Here is an 18,579-nt window from a genome sequence, read left to right on the forward strand (position 1 = left end):
CTATTGTAACCCTGTTTTACTATCGTCTTTAAAGTGCTTTTGCTTTTCTTTTTCAGAATCTGGTAATAAAGCATACAAAGCAAATACAATATGCTTTAATGACTTGTAATCTCCACGTTCAATTGCTTCATCACCTTGTTTAATTAGCTTTTCTGCTTTTTTAGTATTAGTAAATTCGTAACTAAATTTCAACCCTAAAAAGTAAGAGATATAATTTTCATCACTAGATTGTAAGATGGAATTATATAACACATCTAATTCTTTAATTTTAGCCCTAATAAGATATTTATCTCCAGAATTAACTACTTCTTTTTCATTAGCAATTAATTTAAGATATTTAGGTCTGTATTTTTCATTTTCCTCTTTATTAACCAACCATTCGACACCTTCTTTCGATGCATTATATTCTTCAATTTCTAAAGCAATTACTTTGTTTCTAGTTAAACTATCAAACTCTTGGATAAGCTTTCTTTTCTTATCATCTAATTGGTACTTTTGGTCTGAAACGTCATCATCATTTAAATAGGTAGTTTCAATCTGTACTTCAATTAACCCAACTCTTAATTGTTCTAATTTGTTAGAGTATTCATAATTTTCTTCCTCAACTTGTTCTTTAATAAGTTGTTCAACATCTGCTAGTACAGCATTGACTTCCATATTGATTTTGCTGATGCTTATTGCACGTTCTGACTGACTAAAAACATTTTTAAATTCTTGGTCACAAGCTTGCAAATAGACATTAATTTTTAAATCTCTGGATTCTGTGATTTCTAATTCTATTTCAATATCAGTCCCTTTAATTAAATCGTCTTCTAAGTCTTTACCAGAAAACTCAATATAACCAATACTCAATCCAGAACTTGGCAGTCCTTTAGATTGTCCTTCAACGATGTTTATGATTAGATTAGCATCAGATCCTTTAAGAATAGTTTTAGATGCTGTTTTATAAATTTTCTTTTTTAAAGGTAAAATACTTCCTTTTTTGAAAATTTGTTCTAGTCGAGTAGTTGCTGCATCCAAATCGTCAATTTCCATACAAATATCTATAGGCAACGGTTGTCCTAAGACATTATAGCTTCCTTGATTAATTGCTACAGAGTTCACGGTTGTTAATACGTTTAAATCTGTATCTAAAAATTGAATTTTAAAACGGTTTAGTTGTCCTTTTAATAGTGGAACAAATTCAGAAAACCCATTGTTTTCGATGGTTTTCACGCTAGAATCATAGCCACCATCTACTCTTGTGATTCTGTATTTTAAGTTGTTACCTGCTACTTTACAAGACACTAACTCTTCTAAATCTCTAGTGTTTTGTTCGTAAAAAAAATGAGCGTCTATTACAGTTTTAGTCTCCTCAACTACTTTCTCTTCTACAGTTTCAATAGTTGTTGGTTTTGATCCTGCGAAATAAGCTGCTCCATCTACTACTGCAGATGTTGGATCTATGCTAGAATCTACTAAAATTCCAGTTTCTTCTTTAATGCGTTCTTTAATTAAAGGCACATAGGTACTACCTCCTATTAAAATTAAGCGCTCTATTTGAGAATTAATTAACTGGTTTTGAGATATGACCTTTTTTATAAACGTAATTGTTTGCTCTACCTTTGGTGCAATAACATCTTCAAATTGCGCTCTGGTAATTATTATCTGATCAAATAAATTATCATTATTTATATCTATATCTATTTCAATTTCTGTTTCTGGATAAACAGACAATTCTTTTTTAGCTTCTTCTGCCTTTTTGAGCAATTCAAAATATAAGCCCTTATAAGTACTAGATTTAGCTTTTATATCCTTCCAAAGATTAGTTACATTAGCTTTAGCTTCAATTTGTGGTACTATAATTTTTTCGACAATTAAATTGTCAAAATCAGCACCTCCTAAAAAGTTATCACCTTCGTTATCAATAACTTTCAATTCTCTATCATTAACTTCAACCAAAGCTACATCAAAAGTTCCTCCTCCAAAATCGTAAACAATCCAGTGTTTAGAACCTTCTATATCTAAGTTGGATTGATTAGCAAACGCTAAACAAGCAGCTATAGGTTCTTGTAACAGAACAACCTCTTTAAAACCAGCTAAGTATCCTGCTTTTTTTGTTGCATTGGATTGAATAGTATCAAAAGATGCAGGAATGGTTATTACAGCAGTTTGTAATTGATCAGTATCAGTTACAAAGTTTTTAAGCTCTTTTAAAATCAATGAAGACAATTCTATTGGAGATACTTCTCTATCTATTGACGGTATAAAATAGGTTTCTTGTGTTCCCATTTTACGTTTAAAGAGCATGCATACGTTCTCAGCATCCTTTTCAAGGTAATCTAAAGCCTTATCACCAATAATGGTTCTGTTACCCCTAAAAGCGACACAAGATGGCAAGGTTTGTTTTAAACCTAGAGGGTTGTTGTATATTTTAATAGCTCCATTATTATAATTAGCAATTAAACTATTAGTGGTTCCTAAATCAATAGCAAAGTTTATAGTCTTCATTTGGGTCTTATTCTACAATTACAATTCCTTTTTGTACTAATGTATTTTCTTCATTAGTCTTTTTATAGACAACAGGTTTTAGCACTTTAATTATCTTCATTCTTCCAGAAAAATCACCAGTAATATTCGCCTCAACATCTGTCATCTCATTTCTATAAGTCTGACCAATTGGATTAATGATATGATACCCTAAAGTTTCAAATTCGTGATGGATTCTATCAATATTTCTATTGAATAGTGTCAAGTTTTCTTTATCACTTTTAAGTTGAATTGAAAAAATTTGATTGATAATTTCCAGCATTTTAAATTGAATTTAATAAAAGCTGTAAGATACAATTTATTAGAAATTATACCACTTCTGCAACTACAAAAGTGCTACCACCAATGTAGATAAAATCTTTATTGGTTGCATTTTTTAATGCTTGTTGATAGGCTTCTTGTACTGAAGAAAAAGAAAAACCAATAAAACCGTTAGCAATACATATCTCTTTAAGTATATTTTGGTCTAAACCCCTTGGCACATCAGGTTTACAAAAATAATAGGTTGCTTTTTTTGGCAATATTGGCAGAATCGACAGTAAATCTTTGTCGTTTACCACACCAAAAACAACATGTAAATTTTTAAAATTTTCTTTAGATAATTGCTGCATGGTTATGGTTAACCCTTCTTTGTTATGTGCAGTATCACAAATAACTTTTGGAGACTTATTTAAAAGTTGCCAACGTCCTTTTAAACCTGTGTTTTTGACAGTGTTGAGTAATCCGTTTTTGATGTTTTTAGAAGTAATGTTATACTTTTTTTTCTGAAGGATTTTAATAACTTCTAAAACACCTTTACTATTTTTTGATTGATATTCACCTTTTAAGTCCGTAGCATAGGATGAGTTTTCAACTTGGTCTGCAAATACAATGGGACTGTTATTGTTTTTAGCAGTTTCAATAAAAACCGATTGTGTTTCTGGTTGAGTTTCGCTAATAACAACTGGTATGTTTGGTTTAATAATACCTGCTTTTTCTTTCGCGATAAGCGGAAGTGTATTGCCTAAAAATTGAACATGATCAAAACCAATATTTGTAATTAAAGACACTTCTGGGGTTAAAATATTTGTTGAGTCTAACCGACCACCTAAACCGACTTCTATAATTGCTATGTCTACTTTTTGCTTCGCAAAATAGTCAAAAGCCATACCTACTGTCATTTCAAAAAAAGATAGTTGTTGCTTGTCTAAAAAAGCTGTATTGCGTTTAATAAAACCAATAACAAATTGTTTGCTGACCTCATTACCATTAATTTTAATGCGCTCTCTAAAATCTTTTAAATGCGGAGAAGTATATAATCCCACTTTATAACCAGCTTCTTGTAAAATAGAAGCTAACATATGGCTACTAGAGCCTTTACCATTGGTACCAGCAACGTGAACAGATTTAAATTGGTGTTGTGGATTATTAAGATGTTGTGTTAAAGCTAGGGTATTGGTTAAGTCTTTTTTAAATGCTTTTTGACCTTGCTTTTGATACATTGGAAGTTGAGAGAACATCCAATTTACAGTCTCTAAGTAAGTCATGATACTTACTGACCTAATTTAAAATTAATACTGACAAAACCTACTTGTCTAACTGGTGCATCTGCATCTGCAGGCCATTTGTGAGATTTTGCTATACGTTTTGCAGGCTCTACTAAACAAGGGTCAGAATTAGTTGTTCCATTCAAATCTAACTCTGCCTTTTTTACATTACCAGCACGATCCACTTCAATTTTAATAACTACACGACCTTCTTTGTTACAATCTTGTGTTTCGGTATTATAATTAGGTTTACCACGTCCATTTAATCCATATCCAACACCATTTCCATTACCCTTTCCTGAGCCATCACCAAAACGACTTGGTCCGTAAGAATTTCCACTTGTTGGCCCATTTCCTGGACCGTTTCCTGGTCCATCATTTGGGTTATTTCCAGGTTTATTATTAGGATCCAAAAGATCTTTCATGGCTTGATCAGCTTCTGCTTTCTTTTTAGCTTCCGCTTCTGCTTTAGCTTTAGCTGCAGCTTTTTCTTTAGCTATTTTATCTGCTTGTGCTTTGTCTCTTGCTTCTTTTTCTTTTTGTGCTTGTTCTTGCTGCTTTTTAATTAAAACCGCTTCCTCTTCTTCTTGTGTTAACACATTGTCTTTAGAGGTTGGTGTTGAAGCTTCTTGTTGTTCTTCTGGTTTTGTGTCTTCTGGTTTAGTTTCAGAAGGTTCCGATATTTGTGCTGGTGCACCTCCACCTCCACCTCCAGAACTTCCTCCAAAGTTAATAGCAACTCCAAATTCTTCTGGTGGGTCCATATAATTTTGACCAACTACAAACAATAACAAAACCAATATCAACATAATTAATGTTGTTATTTTAGCTGAGTTACGTTTATGTTTGGTATCTAGATATTTCATCTTATTGTGCTCTTACTGCTAATGTTGATTTAATTTTGTTTCTGTTAGCAATATCCATAATAAAAACAACATCTTTAAAATCTACCGTTTCATCTGACCTGATAGTAATGGTTGGTGACTCTACATTACCTAATTTAGCCAATACTTCTGCTTCTAGTTGTTCTTTAGGAACCTGCTTCATATCTACATAATAATTGACATTTTTATCAACGCTTACAGATACGTTTTTAGTCTGAGTGGTCTTACTAGTTGACTTTGGCAATAACAAATCTATTGCTTCAGCTGACACTAAGGTTGATGCAATCATAAAAAAGATAAGCAGCAGAAAGACGATGTCTGTCATAGACGACATATTAAATTCTGGTGTGACTTTATTTCTTCCTCTTAATCGCATATTAGCTAGGTTCGTTTAATAAATCTAAAAATTCTAAAGAGTTTGCCTCCATTTGGTAAACTACTTTATCTGTTTTAACTACTAAGTGGTTGTATGCTATATAGGCCACAATACCTACTATTAAACCTCCAACCGTTGTAGTCATTGCAGTGTATAATCCGTCTGCTAGTGTTTTAATATCTATAGAGCCTCCAGAATTAGCAATTTCAAATATGGATAATATCATCCCAATAACTGTTCCAAGAAAACCAATCATTGGTGCAGCACCAGAAATGGTTGCTAAAATACTAACGTTTTTTTCTAGACTATATATTTCTAAACGACCAGCATTTTCAATGGCTGTATTGATATCGTCTAAAGGCTTTCCAATTCTAGAAATCCCTTTACTAATTAATCTAGACACTGGTGAATCTACCGTTGTACATAAGTTTTGAGCTGATTCTATTTTCCCATTACTTACATAGTCTCTAATTTGATTCATGAAGTTAGAATCAACTTTTGAGGCTTCTTTTATTGCAAACAAGCGTTCAAAATAAATATAAACTGCCATAATTAATAATACAAATAGTAGAGCAATAATGATTATTCCAGCTGTTCCGCCAGTAGTGACTAACTCTATTATTGATAATGTTTTCTCAACCGATTCTCCTTCTACTAATGGATCTACTGTTTGAGCAGTGTCTTGAATTAATGTACTTATCATAGTATAAATTTAGATACGTTTATAACGTTTAATTTTTGTTTTGCGTATATAAAACTAAATTTCTTAGAAATTTGTTTTGATCTTCCCGTTAAAACAGGAATAACAATTTTATTGATATCTCAAGGTTTTAACTTGAGGAATTATTGTATTAATTAAAATAAAGTTCTTGTCCAGAAAAATACAATTGCTCCTGCTAAAAACCCAATTAATGCTAACCAAGCTATCTTTTTTAAGTACCAGAAAAAATCTATTTTTTCCATTCCCATTGCTACTACACCTGCAGCAGAACCTATAATCAACATACTTCCACCTGTTCCTGCAGAATAGGCTATAAAGTGCCATAACTCGTTATCAATCGGTTCAGAGAACATTCCTAAGCTGGCTGCGACTAATGGAACATTATCGATAACCGCAGATCCAATACCTAATAGCAGGATTACTAAATCGGATACACCTTCACCATGTAATTCTGTTCCCATCATTGGCATGCTTTCTTTTAAAGTAGAAGCAAAACCAAATAATATTCCTAAAGATTCTAATGCAGCTACAGCCATTAAAATTCCTAAGAAAAACAAAATACTAGGCAACTCTATTTTAGATAAGGAATGATGTACTGGACTATGATGTGCGTTTGCATCACTTTCTTCTCCATCAAATTCTGTTAAACTAAATTTAGAAGAACTATAAATCTCTGCAAAGATTGCTACAACACCTAAAGCTAACATCATACCTACATAAGGTGGTAAGTGAGTTACTGTTTTAAAAATTGGTACAAATACAATAGCACCCAAACCTAAATAGAGCATGGTGGCACTAAATTTACTTTTTGGTTTTTCAATATTTTGCTCGTCTACTTCTAAATTACCTTTAAATGCTGGTAAAAACGAAGCAATAAAAGTTGGCACTAACATACATACTAACGATGGTAGTAACAGATACCCAATTAAGTGTCCTGTAGTTACTTTTTTACCAATCCAAAGCATTGTAGTTGTTACATCTCCAATTGGCGACCATGCTCCTCCAGCATTTGCTGCAACAATTATTAAACCAGCAAACCAAATACGCGAACTTCTATCTTTAACTATTTTTTGAAGAATTGAGATTAATACAATAGTTGCAGTAAGGTTGTCTATTATAGCTGAAAGTATAAAAGCTAAAAAAGCAAAAATCCATAATATTTTAGTCTTCTTTTTTGTTTTAATAAAGCTTTTTATTGTAGAAAACCCATCAAAATAATCGATGATCTCGACAATGGTCATTGCTCCTAAAAGAAACACTAAAATCTCGGCTGTTTTACCTAAATGATGTAGTAATGTTTCTTCCATGATATGCATTCTGCTTTCATGCCCTAAACTAGTATAACCCTCAACCAAACCGTGTTTTGCAGAATCGAACCATTCTGGAAAAGTATCAAGCCCTAAAGAGATTAATGCCCAACTAATAGCCATCATGACTAACGCAGGAATTAATTTATCGATTTTTAAATTATGCTCTAATGTTATGGCCAAATAGCCAAAAACAAATACTAAAATTATTACTGTTTCCATATTACACTAATTGTTTTAAAGCTATTTCGAAAGCTGTTTTACTAATCTCTAATTTTGAATTATTTTTTGCATGTACTTTTTGAATGGCTTTTTTAATAATCTCTGAAGTATCATTAAAAATTGCTTCGTCTGTCATTTGTACTTTACGTTCCATAAAATAAGCAAATACACGAGCCATACCACAATTTGAAATAAAATCTGGTATTAAACTTACACGCTCGTCTGTATGCTCCATGATGGATCCAAAGAAAATTTCTTTATCCGCAAATGGGACATTTGCTCCGCAAGAAATTACTTCTAAGCCTGTGTCTATCATTTGATCGATTTGATCTTGAGTGATTAATCTTGAAGCTGCACAAGGTGCAAAAATCTCGGTTTCTAGTGACCAAATGCGCTCATTCATTTCTTTAAAAGAAATCATGTTATCTGTTTGAAGCGTATTTCCGTTTTTGTTTAAAAAGAACTCTTTAATCTCTTGAAACGTAAAACCTTCCTCTTTAATCACTCCTCCAGAAATATCTATAATACCAACTATTTTTGCTCCCATTTGAGCTAAATAGTAAGCTGCTGAAGAACCAACATTACCAAATCCCTGTACTACTGCACGTTTACCTTTAACGCTACCACCATAAACATCATAATAATGCCTTACAGCTTCTGCAACACCATAACCAGTAATCATGTCTGCGACTGTATATTTTCTTGCAACATCTGGCGAATAGTTTATGTTTTCTAGTACCTTAATGACACCTTGACGTAATTGTCCAATACGATTAATTTTATCTGCTTCTGTAGGCCTGAAGTGTCCGTTAAAAACACCTTCTTGCGGATGCCAAACTCCAGAACTTTCTGTTATGGGAATAACCTCATGGATTTCGTCTACATTTAAATCGCCTCCTGTACCATAATAACTTTTTAGTAAAGGTGACACTGCTTTATACCAACGCTCTAAAACGCCATGTTTTCTTGGATCTTTTGGATCAAAATTAATTCCAGATTTTGCTCCACCAATCGCTGGTCCAGAGACTGTAAATTTAACTTCCATGGTTTTGGCTAGAGATAGTACTTCGTTCATATCTAAGCCTTTTCGCATCCTGGTTCCTCCTCCTGCTGCTCCTCCTCTAAGTGAGTTTATAACTGTCCATCCTTCTGCATCTGTTTCAGCATCTTTCCAATTAAAAACGATTTCTGGTTCTTTGTTTTCGTAAATTTTTAATAAGTCTTTCATGTATGATTGTTGATTTCAACTTTAGTTATATTCTTTATTAATAATCTTGAGGGTAGCTAAAGTTGATTCATCTTATGAAGTAAATGGTTTAATTAGTTTAACAAATATAAAAAAACAAAAAATGGCTTTTAAAATTAAAGCCATTTTTATTGTAATAAAAAAAAATTAAGAATTATTCTATTGTCATTTTTCCAAATGCTTGATATTTATTGCCTAAAGCATAAATATAATACGTATTGTCATCCAACTGAATAGTTTTAGTAGGCGCAAAATCTACTACATTTTCTTTTCCGCCAACAATTCCGCTTTTAAAAGCCTCAATAGATAAGCTTCCATCACTTTCTAGTTTTTTAGTAACTATTGCTTTTGCATTGATATTTTTCCATCCAAAAACTATTTTTTTCTCTTCTAAAATGGATACTTTTTCGTTTGCGAAAAAATATATGATATTATCTCTAATAAACGGTTTAAAAGATCCTAATGGCTGCATGTGGTTTTTGTATTCTTCGTCATACTTTATATAACTATCGTAAGCCACATCTCCATTGGTATTTAACTTAACAACAACGCCAGGACCAAAATTGTAGGTGTAATTATATTCAAAGTTTTGTCCAGGAATAGGTTTACTTTCTTCAGAAAATCGATCTCCAATTAAATAGATTTCATCATTTTGAACAACAATGTCTTTTACTTTTAAATCTATAAAGCCTTTACCTAAAATTCGTTTTGTAATCTCAGGATTCCACTCTTGATTTTTAATTAGTTTTTGATCTGTGATATTATAAATAAAGAAGCTTTTATCTTTTGCTCCACCCATAGACACTGTAGGTTTAGCATTATCTGTTGCAAAGCCTAATAAATATTGTTTACCTTTTATGGTTACTACCCTGTTATCAGAAATGTAAAACTCGTTTGCAGATACTTGTTGCTCAGAAATTGCATCTCCTGTTATAGTTATAGCTGATGTAATTGGTTCTTTTTTAAAGATATCTGTCTTTTTAACAATAGTAACAGTTGCGTCGTTACCCACAAAAAGCTCTTCTCTGTAAGCACGTTCACTATCAAAAGACAATATATGTTCAGAATTTGAAATAGTATTTAAATCTGCATCTAGAATGACCACTTCAATACTTTCTTTTGTTTTTTTAATAAAAGGTTTATTGACTAAAACAGCAATAGTGTTTCTATCTTCTGAAATCTGGACTCCAAAAAAACCAGAGGTATTGACTTTTTCAATTGGCAATGTGTATACTTCTTTGGTCTCTGACACTTCTCCTGAAGTATTATTATAAACCTGAGCGTACAATACATTTTTTTTATCCTTCTTTACAGCAATAAATGAAAAAACATAAAGTTTATCTTCTCCCTCAATAATCTTTAATAATGTTGCATCTTTTAATGCTCTTTTTGGAAGTGAAAAATCTAAAGTTTTTCCTGCATCACCATTAGCGTTAAATTTGGTTATAAAAACCGATTCTGGAGCAAAAACTTGAGTACCTTGTTTCTCTACTGTATAGGTAGTAAATCCAGAAGCGTTAGGAAACACTAAAGTTGGATTTTGCAATCCAACTTTAGTGTTACTTATTAAATCTGACCACTCAAATGTTGCGTTTTGTGCTTGTATAGATAACGTTGCTGTTAAAAACACAACACTACATAAAAAAAATTTAATTTTATTCATTTTCAAAATGAGTGTTATATTCATTTATAATTTTAAGAATACCTAATACTCTATATCCTTTTTCTTTACTCTTTATTTTTTTTGCTAATTCAGGATAGTCGCTTACATATTTACTCATGATGTTTTTGAAGCTAAATAATAATTTTGGAGAAGCAAATTTTAAATAATCTTTTCCATCTTTAACCGCAAGCGTTTCGGTTTGGATTTTGGTACCATCAAAGTCTAAAATAATTTCTTTTGTACCATCGTCTTTGATTGTAATTTCTTTTCCTTGATCATCTTCGACTCTTATATAATATTCAAATAAGTCAATTTTACCTTCAAGTACTCTTAATAAAAACACTTTGGTTTTTCCGCTTAATCCCTCATAGGGATGCGACTCATAATAATCATCAGCAATTTGGTAAGCTTTTAAGTCTTTAGCATTATAAACTACTGGTTTATCATCTAATGTTTTGAAGAATTTTACTTTACGTTGACTTTTTATTTTTAAAAATCGTTTAAGATAACCTTCTATTTTTTCACCTTTGTTAGTTATAACATATCCTGGTAATTTTTCTGACAACTCTTCCCAGTTATCATCAATATCTTGTGCAAAAGTTGCGCTAGAAAAAATTAAGGCTAATACTAGTAATACGTGTTTCATTTTTTAATCTGTTTAGTTATTGTAATGTTTGCATTAGGCTTTACAAAAGTTAAGCCAAAGTTGTCAAAAGTAATTAATCTATTCATTTTGAAGTGTTAAAACTAAAAATTTTACCTGAAGAGTGATCTTTTAAAGCTCCTGTTACAGATTTTAAGCAATTAGTTTCTCCTCGCAATTTTAAAACTCCTAAAAAACCAAAAATTAATGCTTCCTTAAATTCTATAATTTTATTTGAAGGAATCACAATCTGATTGTCAGTTAACTTTTGAATTTCATCAATTAAAAACACGTTAAAAACTCCACCACCAGTTGTTAAGACTGAAGTTTTTTCTGTCTGGTTTATAATATTGGTAATTTGAAACGCTATATGCTTAATAAATGTATGCAAGATGTCTTCTGTATTTATATTGCAACTATTTATTAATGGAAAAATTTTTTGTTCTACCCATTCTAAACCAAGAGATTTTGGAGGTATCTGGCTGTAAAAACTCAAACTATTTAATTTATTTAATAATTGGATATTAAGCTTTCCGCTTTTAGCGATATTACCCTTATCATCATAGTTTAACCCTAGATTTTCAACGTATTTATTTAGTACAATATTGACTGGACAAATGTCAAAAGCAATTCTGTTGTTATTAATCTCTGCGGAAATATTAGCAAAACCACCCAAGTTTAAACACCAATCATATTTATTAAATAGTAGTTTATCACCTATTGGTACCAATGGTGCACCTTGACCTCCAAACTCTACATCCTGAACTCTAAAATCGCAAACAACAGTTTGCTTAACTAAAGTGGCTAATTGTGGTAAATTGCCTATTTGCTTTGTTATACCATTTTGTGGTTGATGTAAAGCTGTATGTCCATGTGAGCAAACAGCATCAATACTAGTTATTTGGTGCTTTTGTATAAATTGGTTAATAATTTGTGCTAGATAATTTGTGTAATCTTTATCGATTTTTGATAGTTCAGATTGAGAGAAACCAGTTAAATGTTTCAATTTTTTAACCCAATGTTCTGGATAAGAAATGGTTTTAGCATGTATTATTTTGAAGTTCCAATTGTCATTTTTTATAAATGAAATGTAAGCTAGGTCTATTCCGTCTAAAGACGTACCTGACATGACACCAATAACATCATACTTCGTTTTTATCATATTCTGTAAAAATAACTATAACGATTGAAAAAATCCTAATAAAGACTTATCTTTGCATGAAAATTTTATTATATCAACAGTCAAATATAAATTATGGATTTTAGCCTTACTGAAGAACATATCATGATTCGCGATGCTGCTCGCGATTTTGCTCAAACCGAATTACTTCCTGGAGTTATAGAACGTGATAACACTCAAACTTTTCCAAATGAGTTAGTTAAGAAAATGGGAGATTTAGGATTTATGGGAATTATGGTTGATCCTAAATATGGAGGAAGTGGAATGGATTCTATTTCTTACGTATTAATTATGGAAGAATTATCTAAAATTGATGCATCTGCTTCTGTTATGGTATCTGTAAACAACTCTTTAGTATGTTACGGACTTGAAGCCTATGGAACTGAGGAGCAAAAACAAAAATATTTAACCAAGTTAGCTACTGGAGAACAAATTGGAGCTTTTTGTTTAAGTGAACCTGAAGCTGGTAGTGATGCAACATCACAAAAAACTACAGCAATTGATAAAGGTGACCATTATGTGATTAATGGAACAAAAAACTGGATTACTAATGGTGGACGAAGTGATGTCTATTTAGTTATAGCACAAACAGATAGAGATAAAGGACATAAAGGCATTAATGCTTTTATTGTTGAAAAAGGAACTCCTGGTTTTGATATTGGACCTAAAGAAGATAAATTAGGAATTAGAGGAAGTGATACACATACTTTACAATTTAATGATGTAAAAGTGCCAAAAGAAAACAGAATTGGTGAAGATGGTTTTGGATTTAAGTTTGCTATGAAAACATTATCTGGTGGACGTATAGGTATTGCTGCACAGGCTTTAGGTATTGCATCTGGTGCTTACGAATTAGCCCTAAAATACAGTAAAGAACGTAAAGCTTTTGGTACAGAAATATGTAACCATCAAGCTATTGCTTTTAAACTAGCAGATATGTACACCGAAATTGAGGCTGCACGTATGTTAGTGATGAAAGCTGCTTGGGATAAAGATCAAGGTAATAATTATGATATGGCAAGTGCTATGGCTAAGTTATATGCTAGTAAAGTAGCGATGGAACAAACGGTTGAAGCTGTACAAATCCATGGTGGAAATGGTTTTGTAAAAGAATACCATGTTGAGCGATTAATGCGTGATGCGAAGATTACTCAGATTTATGAAGGGACTTCTGAAATACAAAAAATTGTAATTTCTAGAGGAGTAATAAAAGGATAAACAGTATTTTAACTTTAAACACAAAAAGGCTTTAAATTAAATTTAAAGCCTTTTTTATTGTCTAGATAATTCGTCTAAAACTAACCGTAACTCACCATACGTGTATTTATCATCTATTTGATGTTTTAAATCTGAAAGATTTTGAAAAGTGTGTTTTGGTATTAATTCTTTTAACTCTTTATAATGTTTTTCAGAAATTAAATCTGTTATTTTAACATCTCCTGAAGGTATAAAACTTGCTAAGTGTCCAATAATAGTATTGATATTTAAATCACGTTCAAAAGCGATTTGTTCTATTGTCTTTCCAGATTTAAATAAGTCTAAAGAGGTTCTATTGGTGTCGCCTCTTTTTCTTTTTGGTTTTGTTGCTTCAAATATTTCGACATCTTTAGAGGTCTCAATATCGTTTTCATCACAATAGTCTCTTATTACTTTTAAGATTTCGCTTCCGTATTTTTCAACACGTACTTTACCAAAACCATTGACGTTTAAAAGTTCCTTTTTATTGGTAGGCAAGGTTTCGCACATTTCATATAAAGCTTTTTGTGTAAATACTTGATAGTGGATTAAATCTTTGTCGTTAGCAATGTTGTTTCTTAGTTCACGTAGTAATTCAAATAATTCAACATTGGTTGTTCCGTCTATGACTTTTTTTCTAGATTTCTTAGGTTTTTCTTTAGCCAAGAAAACAGATTTAGCTCTTAATTCTAAAAATGAATTGACTTTAAAACCATCAGATAAACTTGATAAATACAGCTGTTTAGTCGAAATTAATTCTTCAAGCGTCTCTAATTGCTTAGTAATATCTTTATCTATAGCTTTATTATCTGTAGTAAAACCGAAGCTTTTAAAAGGCGAAACTATATTAGCATCTGTTTGTGCTTGGTAATATGCTATTGCTTTTTTAAAACGATCTTGTACTTCTTTTGAAGATTCTGGAGTTAAAGTGATTTCTGAAAGCTCTCTCAATTGCACCTTAAAAGCATTTCCAACTTTTAATAAATTTGTAGCACAATCTTTAATGGTAATTAAAGGTGCTTCTACGTTACCTTCAATGCTTCCTCTATTTTTATAATAGATATCCAAAATACGCCCAACAGGATATAAAAACTTATAAAAGTCAAATAATTCTGAAATTAAATTTAGTTGGAACTCAGACTTAGATTGTTGTAAGATGGTTTCATCAGGCTGATTTTCCTCAGCCATTTTATTAAAAGAAATGACATTACTATCACATATAATCTGGTTAGATGTTATTTTACTTTTCAACACCAACCCTTCTAAACTTTTACATCTACTTAAAGCCACATATGTTTGACCATGCGCAAAAGCGCCTTGAGCATCAATAATAGCTTTTTCAAAAGTTAACCCTTGACTTTTATGAATAGTAATAGACCAAGCTAATCGTAAAGGCATTTGTGTGTAAGAGCCTATTTTGTTTTCTGTGATGGCTTGAGTGTCTTTATCTACTGTGTAATTTATATTTTCCCAAACTTCTGGAGTTGTTATTATGTTAAACTCATCATCTGGACATTTAACGACCACTTCATCTTTATCAAGCAATATTACTTTTCCTATTTTTCCATTAAAATAGCGTTTTTCAACTGAACTATCATTCTTAATAAACATCACTTGAGCGCCAACTTTCAAGACTAATTCCTTTTTATTAGGATATGAAAATTCAGGAAACTTTCCCTCAACGCTAGCCGAATATTTATAAGTCTTTCCCTTTAACTTATCTAGTTCAGCATTATTAGTCTGCTCAGCTCTATTGTTGTGCGTTGTAAGTGAAATATAACCTTCATCTTCTTGTGGCTCAAAATCAGGTTTGTAACGTTTATTTAATTCTTCAGCGGAAGATACTGACAATGTATTTGTTCTAATCTCATTAAGTATGTCAATAAACTTAGGGTTATCCTGTCTATAAATATGTTTTAATTCAACAGTAACAGCATTACATTCTTGGTAAGCATAGCTACTAAAAAAGAACGCGTTTTTGTAGAATGGTTTTAATAAATGCCATTCATTGTCTTTAACAACAGGAGATAATTGTTGTAAATCACCAATCATCAGTAATTGAATACCACCAAATACTTTATTTTTGTTTCTAAATCTGCGTAACGTTTTATCAATACCATCGAGTAAATCAGCACGAACCATACTAATTTCATCAATAACTAATAAATCAAGCGATTTAATAATATTGATTTTAGTCTTATTAAACTTTCTATTAAAACCAGAATTACTTCCCAAATCTTCATTAGGTAAAATAGGACCAAAAGGCATCTGAAAAAACGAGTGTATCGTGACACCTTTAGCATTAATTGCAGCAACACCAGTTGGAGCTACAACAACCATTCTTTTTAAAGATTTCATTTTTAACTTGTGTAAGAAAGTGGTTTTTCCAGTACCGGCTTTACCTGTCAAAAAAATATTTCTATCTGTATTATTTACAAAATTCCAAGCTAAATCTAATTGTTTATTCGTACGCATTACATATTAAAGTTTTGCAAACTTTGACTAACTAAACCATCCAAATAAATGTAAAATAAACATATAATTATGAAAATAATAAAAGAATCAATTAAAAACTTTTTTGATCTCGATAATGAATATTTATTATTAGTCATTAAAAAAACAATATTTGGTTCATTATTTTCTTTTGTGAAAGTAACTAATATTAAATAACCTAAAGACATAATAAAAAAAACAACACAGGTAAAAAGAGTAAGTAAGAATAAATAGGTTAAATATTCATAAAAATAAAAAGACAATGAAAATATTTTCCAAAACTGTGGAATAAAATTTAGATATAGACAAAATAAGGTTAACTGAACAGCTAGAAGTGCAAAATAAATACTCTTTAAATCCATTAAAATAAGTTTTATATAAAAAAAAAGCCCTTCATATTAACTATGAAGGGCTTTCAAAAAAGGCGACGACCTACTCTCCCACAATGCAGTACCATCGGCGCAAATGGGCTTAACTTCTCTGTTCGGAATGGTAAGAGGTGAGCCCCATCGCTATAATCACCTTAAATCTTTCGGTGTATGTAGTTTTACCTACTTGACCGTATATAATAACATATTGAAAAAATGATTCATGAAAATAATATTTTATACTCTATAAAAAACAGGCGTACAATAAGTCTATGGGTTATTAGTACTACTTGGCTATGACATTACTGCCTTTACACCTATAGCCTATCAACGTGGTCATCTCCCACGACCCTTTAAAGAAATCTCATCTTGTGGTGGGTTTCGCGCTTATATGCTTTCAGCGCTTATCCCTTCCCAACGTAGCTACTCTGCAATGCTCCTGGCGGAACAACAGATACACCAGAGGTTAGTCCAACTCGGTCCTCTCGTACTAGAGTCAGATCCACTCAAATTTCTAACGCCCACTGTAGATAGAGACCGAACTGTCTCACGACGTTCTGAACCCAGCTCGCGTGCCACTTTAATGGGCGAACAGCCCAACCCTTGGGACCTTCTCCAGCCCCAGGATGTGACGAGCCGACATCGAGGTGCCAAACCCCCCCGTCGATATGAGCTCTTGGGGGAGATCAGCCTGTTATCCCCGGAGTACCTTTTATCCTTTGAGCGATGGCCCTTCCATGCGGAACCACCGGATCACTATGCTCTTGTTTCCAACCTGATCGACTTGTAGGTCTCTCAGTCAAGCACCCTTATGCCATTGCACTCTACGCACGGTTACCAAGCGTGCTGAGGGTACCTTTAGAAGCCTCCGTTACTCTTTTGGAGGCGACCACCCCAGTCAAACTACCCACCAAGCACTGTCCCCACATTGTGGGTTAGACTCTAGACAAGCAAAGGGTGGTATTTCAACAATGACTCCACAACGCCTAGCGACGCCACTTCAAAGTCTCCCACCTATCCTACACATTACTTATCCAAAGCCAATACTAAGCTATAGTAAAGGTTCACGGGGTCTTTTCGTCCCACAGCGGGTAATCGGCATCTTCACCGATACTACAATTTCACCGAGCTCATGGCTGAGACAGTGTCCAGATCGTTGCACCATTCGTGCAGGTCGGAACTTACCCGACAAGGAATTTCGCTACCTTAGGACCGTTATAGTTACGGCCGCCGTTTACTGGGGCTTCATTTGATTGCTTCGCCTAAGCTAACAACTCCACTTAACCTTCCAGCACCGGGCAGGTGTCAGGCCATATACATCATCTTTCAATTTAGCATAGCCCTGTGTTTTTGATAAACAGTCGCCTGGACCTTTTCACTGCGGCCATCCCGAAGGATGGCGACCTTTCTCCCGAAGTTACAGGTCTATTTTGCCTAGTTCCTTAGCCATGAATCTCTCGAGCTCCTTAGAATTCTCATCCCAACTACCTGTGTCGGTTTAGGGTACGGGCTGCTTCACTTGCTTTTCTTGGAAGTCGATTCGCTAGATTATCACCGCGACCGTAGTCTTAGTGTACTATCGAGGTGTTACCACTCTCTTCAACGCACAATTCCGTCTGTACGCACTAACTATTCGCCTCCGTCACTTTTAGTGTGAGCAGGTACAGGAATATTAACCTGTTGTCCATCCACTACCCCTTTCGGGTTCGCGTTAGGTCCCGACTAACCCTCAGCTGATTAGCATAGCTGAGGAAACCTTAGTCTTTCGGAGTGCGGGTTTCTCGCCCGCATTATCGTTACTTATGCCTACATTTTCTTTTGTAGCTACTCCAGCATGCCTCACAGCACACCTTCAACGCCACTACAATGCTCCCCTACCACTTTTAAAAGTCCATAGCTTCGGTAATATGTTTATGCCCGATTATTATCCATGCCGAACCGCTCGACTAGTGAGCTGTTACGCACTCTTTAAATGAATGGCTGCTTCCAAGCCAACATCCTAGCTGTCAAAGCAGTTCAACCTCGTTTTTTCAACTTAACATATATTTTGGGACCTTAGCTGATGGTCTGGGTTCTTTCCCTTTCGGACATGGACCTTAGCACCCATGCCCTCACTGCTGATTAACATTTTATAGCATTCGGAGTTTGTCAGGAATTGGTAGGCGGTGAAGCCCCCGCATCCAAT

At 33.1% G+C, this 18,579-nt stretch carries 13 protein-coding genes and 2 rRNA genes (1 of these 15 running past the window's edge); 1 reads left to right on the top strand and 14 read right to left on the bottom strand.

What is annotated here, in order from left to right; all coding sequences use genetic code 11:
- From Ollyesu_RS02195 to Ollyesu_RS02245, 11 genes are all read right to left on the bottom strand, one after another.
- Positions 1-2,490, bottom strand: a complete 2,490-nt coding sequence (locus Ollyesu_RS02195; protein ID WP_279302174.1) for an Hsp70 family protein — start codon at positions 2,488-2,490, stop codon at positions 1-3.
- A gap of 7 nt (positions 2,491-2,497) precedes the next feature.
- Complete coding sequence (locus tag Ollyesu_RS02200) at positions 2,498-2,791, bottom strand: hypothetical protein (RefSeq protein ID WP_279302175.1); 294 nt, start codon at positions 2,789-2,791, stop codon at positions 2,498-2,500.
- A 46-nt stretch (positions 2,792-2,837) separates the two neighbouring features.
- Positions 2,838-4,055, bottom strand: coding sequence for a bifunctional folylpolyglutamate synthase/dihydrofolate synthase (locus Ollyesu_RS02205; RefSeq protein WP_279302176.1), 1,218 nt, complete (start codon positions 4,053-4,055; stop codon positions 2,838-2,840).
- A 5-nt stretch (positions 4,056-4,060) separates the two neighbouring features.
- Positions 4,061-4,921 (bottom strand): energy transducer TonB, encoded by an 861-nt coding sequence (locus tag Ollyesu_RS02210; protein WP_279302177.1) that lies wholly within the window; start codon positions 4,919-4,921, stop codon positions 4,061-4,063.
- Between the two features lies 1 nt (position 4,922).
- On the bottom strand, positions 4,923-5,315 hold the full coding sequence (locus tag Ollyesu_RS02215; RefSeq protein ID WP_279302178.1) for a biopolymer transporter ExbD: 393 nt from the start codon (positions 5,313-5,315) through the stop codon (positions 4,923-4,925).
- Between the two features lies 1 nt (position 5,316).
- Positions 5,317-6,018, bottom strand: a complete 702-nt coding sequence (locus Ollyesu_RS02220; protein WP_111660325.1) for a MotA/TolQ/ExbB proton channel family protein — start codon at positions 6,016-6,018, stop codon at positions 5,317-5,319.
- A gap of 152 nt (positions 6,019-6,170) precedes the next feature.
- Positions 6,171-7,565, bottom strand: coding sequence for a sodium:proton antiporter NhaD (nhaD, locus tag Ollyesu_RS02225; RefSeq protein ID WP_279302179.1), 1,395 nt, complete (start codon positions 7,563-7,565; stop codon positions 6,171-6,173).
- Between the two features lies 1 nt (position 7,566).
- Complete coding sequence (locus tag Ollyesu_RS02230; protein ID WP_279302180.1) at positions 7,567-8,793, bottom strand: Glu/Leu/Phe/Val dehydrogenase dimerization domain-containing protein; 1,227 nt, start codon at positions 8,791-8,793, stop codon at positions 7,567-7,569.
- A gap of 172 nt (positions 8,794-8,965) precedes the next feature.
- Positions 8,966-10,474, bottom strand: coding sequence for a hypothetical protein (locus Ollyesu_RS02235; protein WP_279302181.1), 1,509 nt, complete (start codon positions 10,472-10,474; stop codon positions 8,966-8,968).
- On the bottom strand, positions 10,467-11,120 hold the full coding sequence (locus Ollyesu_RS02240) for a hypothetical protein (protein WP_279302182.1): 654 nt from the start codon (positions 11,118-11,120) through the stop codon (positions 10,467-10,469). Before Ollyesu_RS02240 ends, Ollyesu_RS02235 begins: the two co-directional genes overlap by 8 nt.
- 82 nt (positions 11,121-11,202) lie before the next feature.
- A complete protein-coding gene (locus tag Ollyesu_RS02245; protein ID WP_279302183.1) occupies positions 11,203-12,279 on the bottom strand; it encodes an anhydro-N-acetylmuramic acid kinase in 1,077 nt (358 codons plus the stop codon).
- 93 nt (positions 12,280-12,372) lie between these two features.
- On the opposite strand from Ollyesu_RS02245, the gene Ollyesu_RS02250 reads away from it, so the two are divergent.
- Positions 12,373-13,515: an acyl-CoA dehydrogenase gene (locus Ollyesu_RS02250; protein WP_279302184.1), complete on the top strand. Its 1,143-nt coding sequence runs from the start codon at positions 12,373-12,375 to the stop codon at positions 13,513-13,515.
- 54 nt (positions 13,516-13,569) lie between these two features.
- On the opposite strand, the gene Ollyesu_RS02255 is transcribed toward Ollyesu_RS02250, so the two are convergent.
- From Ollyesu_RS02255 to Ollyesu_RS02265, 3 genes are all read right to left on the bottom strand, one after another.
- The gene (locus Ollyesu_RS02255; RefSeq protein ID WP_279302185.1) at positions 13,570-16,008 is read right to left on the bottom strand and encodes a helix-turn-helix domain-containing protein; all 2,439 of its coding nucleotides are present in this window, start codon (positions 16,006-16,008) and stop codon (positions 13,570-13,572) included.
- Positions 16,009-16,445: 437 nt separating this feature from the next.
- A 5S ribosomal RNA gene (rrf, locus tag Ollyesu_RS02260) occupies positions 16,446-16,552 on the bottom strand.
- Between the two features lie 102 nt (positions 16,553-16,654).
- Positions 16,655-18,579, bottom strand: a 23S ribosomal RNA gene (locus Ollyesu_RS02265) (it continues 896 nt past the right edge of the window).

Source organism: Olleya sp. YS (assembly GCF_029760915.1).
In the GTDB taxonomy this organism is placed as follows: Bacteria; Bacteroidota; Bacteroidia; order Flavobacteriales; family Flavobacteriaceae; genus Olleya.

Bases quoted from the DNA above. Each gene is read 5' to 3' on its own strand.
- Ollyesu_RS02195 (WP_279302174.1), bottom strand. From the start codon at position 2,490: ATGAAGACTATAAACTTTGCTATTGATTTAGGAACCACTAATAGTTTA.
- Ollyesu_RS02200 (WP_279302175.1), bottom strand. From the start codon at position 2,791: ATGCTGGAAATTATCAATCAAATTTTTTCAATTCAACTTAAAAGTGAT.
- Ollyesu_RS02205 (WP_279302176.1), bottom strand. From the start codon at position 4,055: ATGACTTACTTAGAGACTGTAAATTGGATGTTCTCTCAACTTCCAATG.
- Ollyesu_RS02210 (WP_279302177.1), bottom strand. From the start codon at position 4,921: ATGAAATATCTAGATACCAAACATAAACGTAACTCAGCTAAAATAACA.
- Ollyesu_RS02215 (WP_279302178.1), bottom strand. From the start codon at position 5,315: ATGCGATTAAGAGGAAGAAATAAAGTCACACCAGAATTTAATATGTCG.
- Ollyesu_RS02220 (WP_111660325.1), bottom strand. From the start codon at position 6,018: ATGATAAGTACATTAATTCAAGACACTGCTCAAACAGTAGATCCATTA.
- nhaD (WP_279302179.1), bottom strand. From the start codon at position 7,565: ATGGAAACAGTAATAATTTTAGTATTTGTTTTTGGCTATTTGGCCATA.
- Ollyesu_RS02230 (WP_279302180.1), bottom strand. From the start codon at position 8,793: ATGAAAGACTTATTAAAAATTTACGAAAACAAAGAACCAGAAATCGTT.
- Ollyesu_RS02235 (WP_279302181.1), bottom strand. From the start codon at position 10,474: ATGAATAAAATTAAATTTTTTTTATGTAGTGTTGTGTTTTTAACAGCA.
- Ollyesu_RS02240 (WP_279302182.1), bottom strand. From the start codon at position 11,120: ATGAAACACGTATTACTAGTATTAGCCTTAATTTTTTCTAGCGCAACT.
- Ollyesu_RS02245 (WP_279302183.1), bottom strand. From the start codon at position 12,279: ATGATAAAAACGAAGTATGATGTTATTGGTGTCATGTCAGGTACGTCT.
- Ollyesu_RS02250 (WP_279302184.1), top strand. From the start codon at position 12,373: ATGGATTTTAGCCTTACTGAAGAACATATCATGATTCGCGATGCTGCT.
- Ollyesu_RS02255 (WP_279302185.1), bottom strand. From the start codon at position 16,008: ATGCGTACGAATAAACAATTAGATTTAGCTTGGAATTTTGTAAATAAT.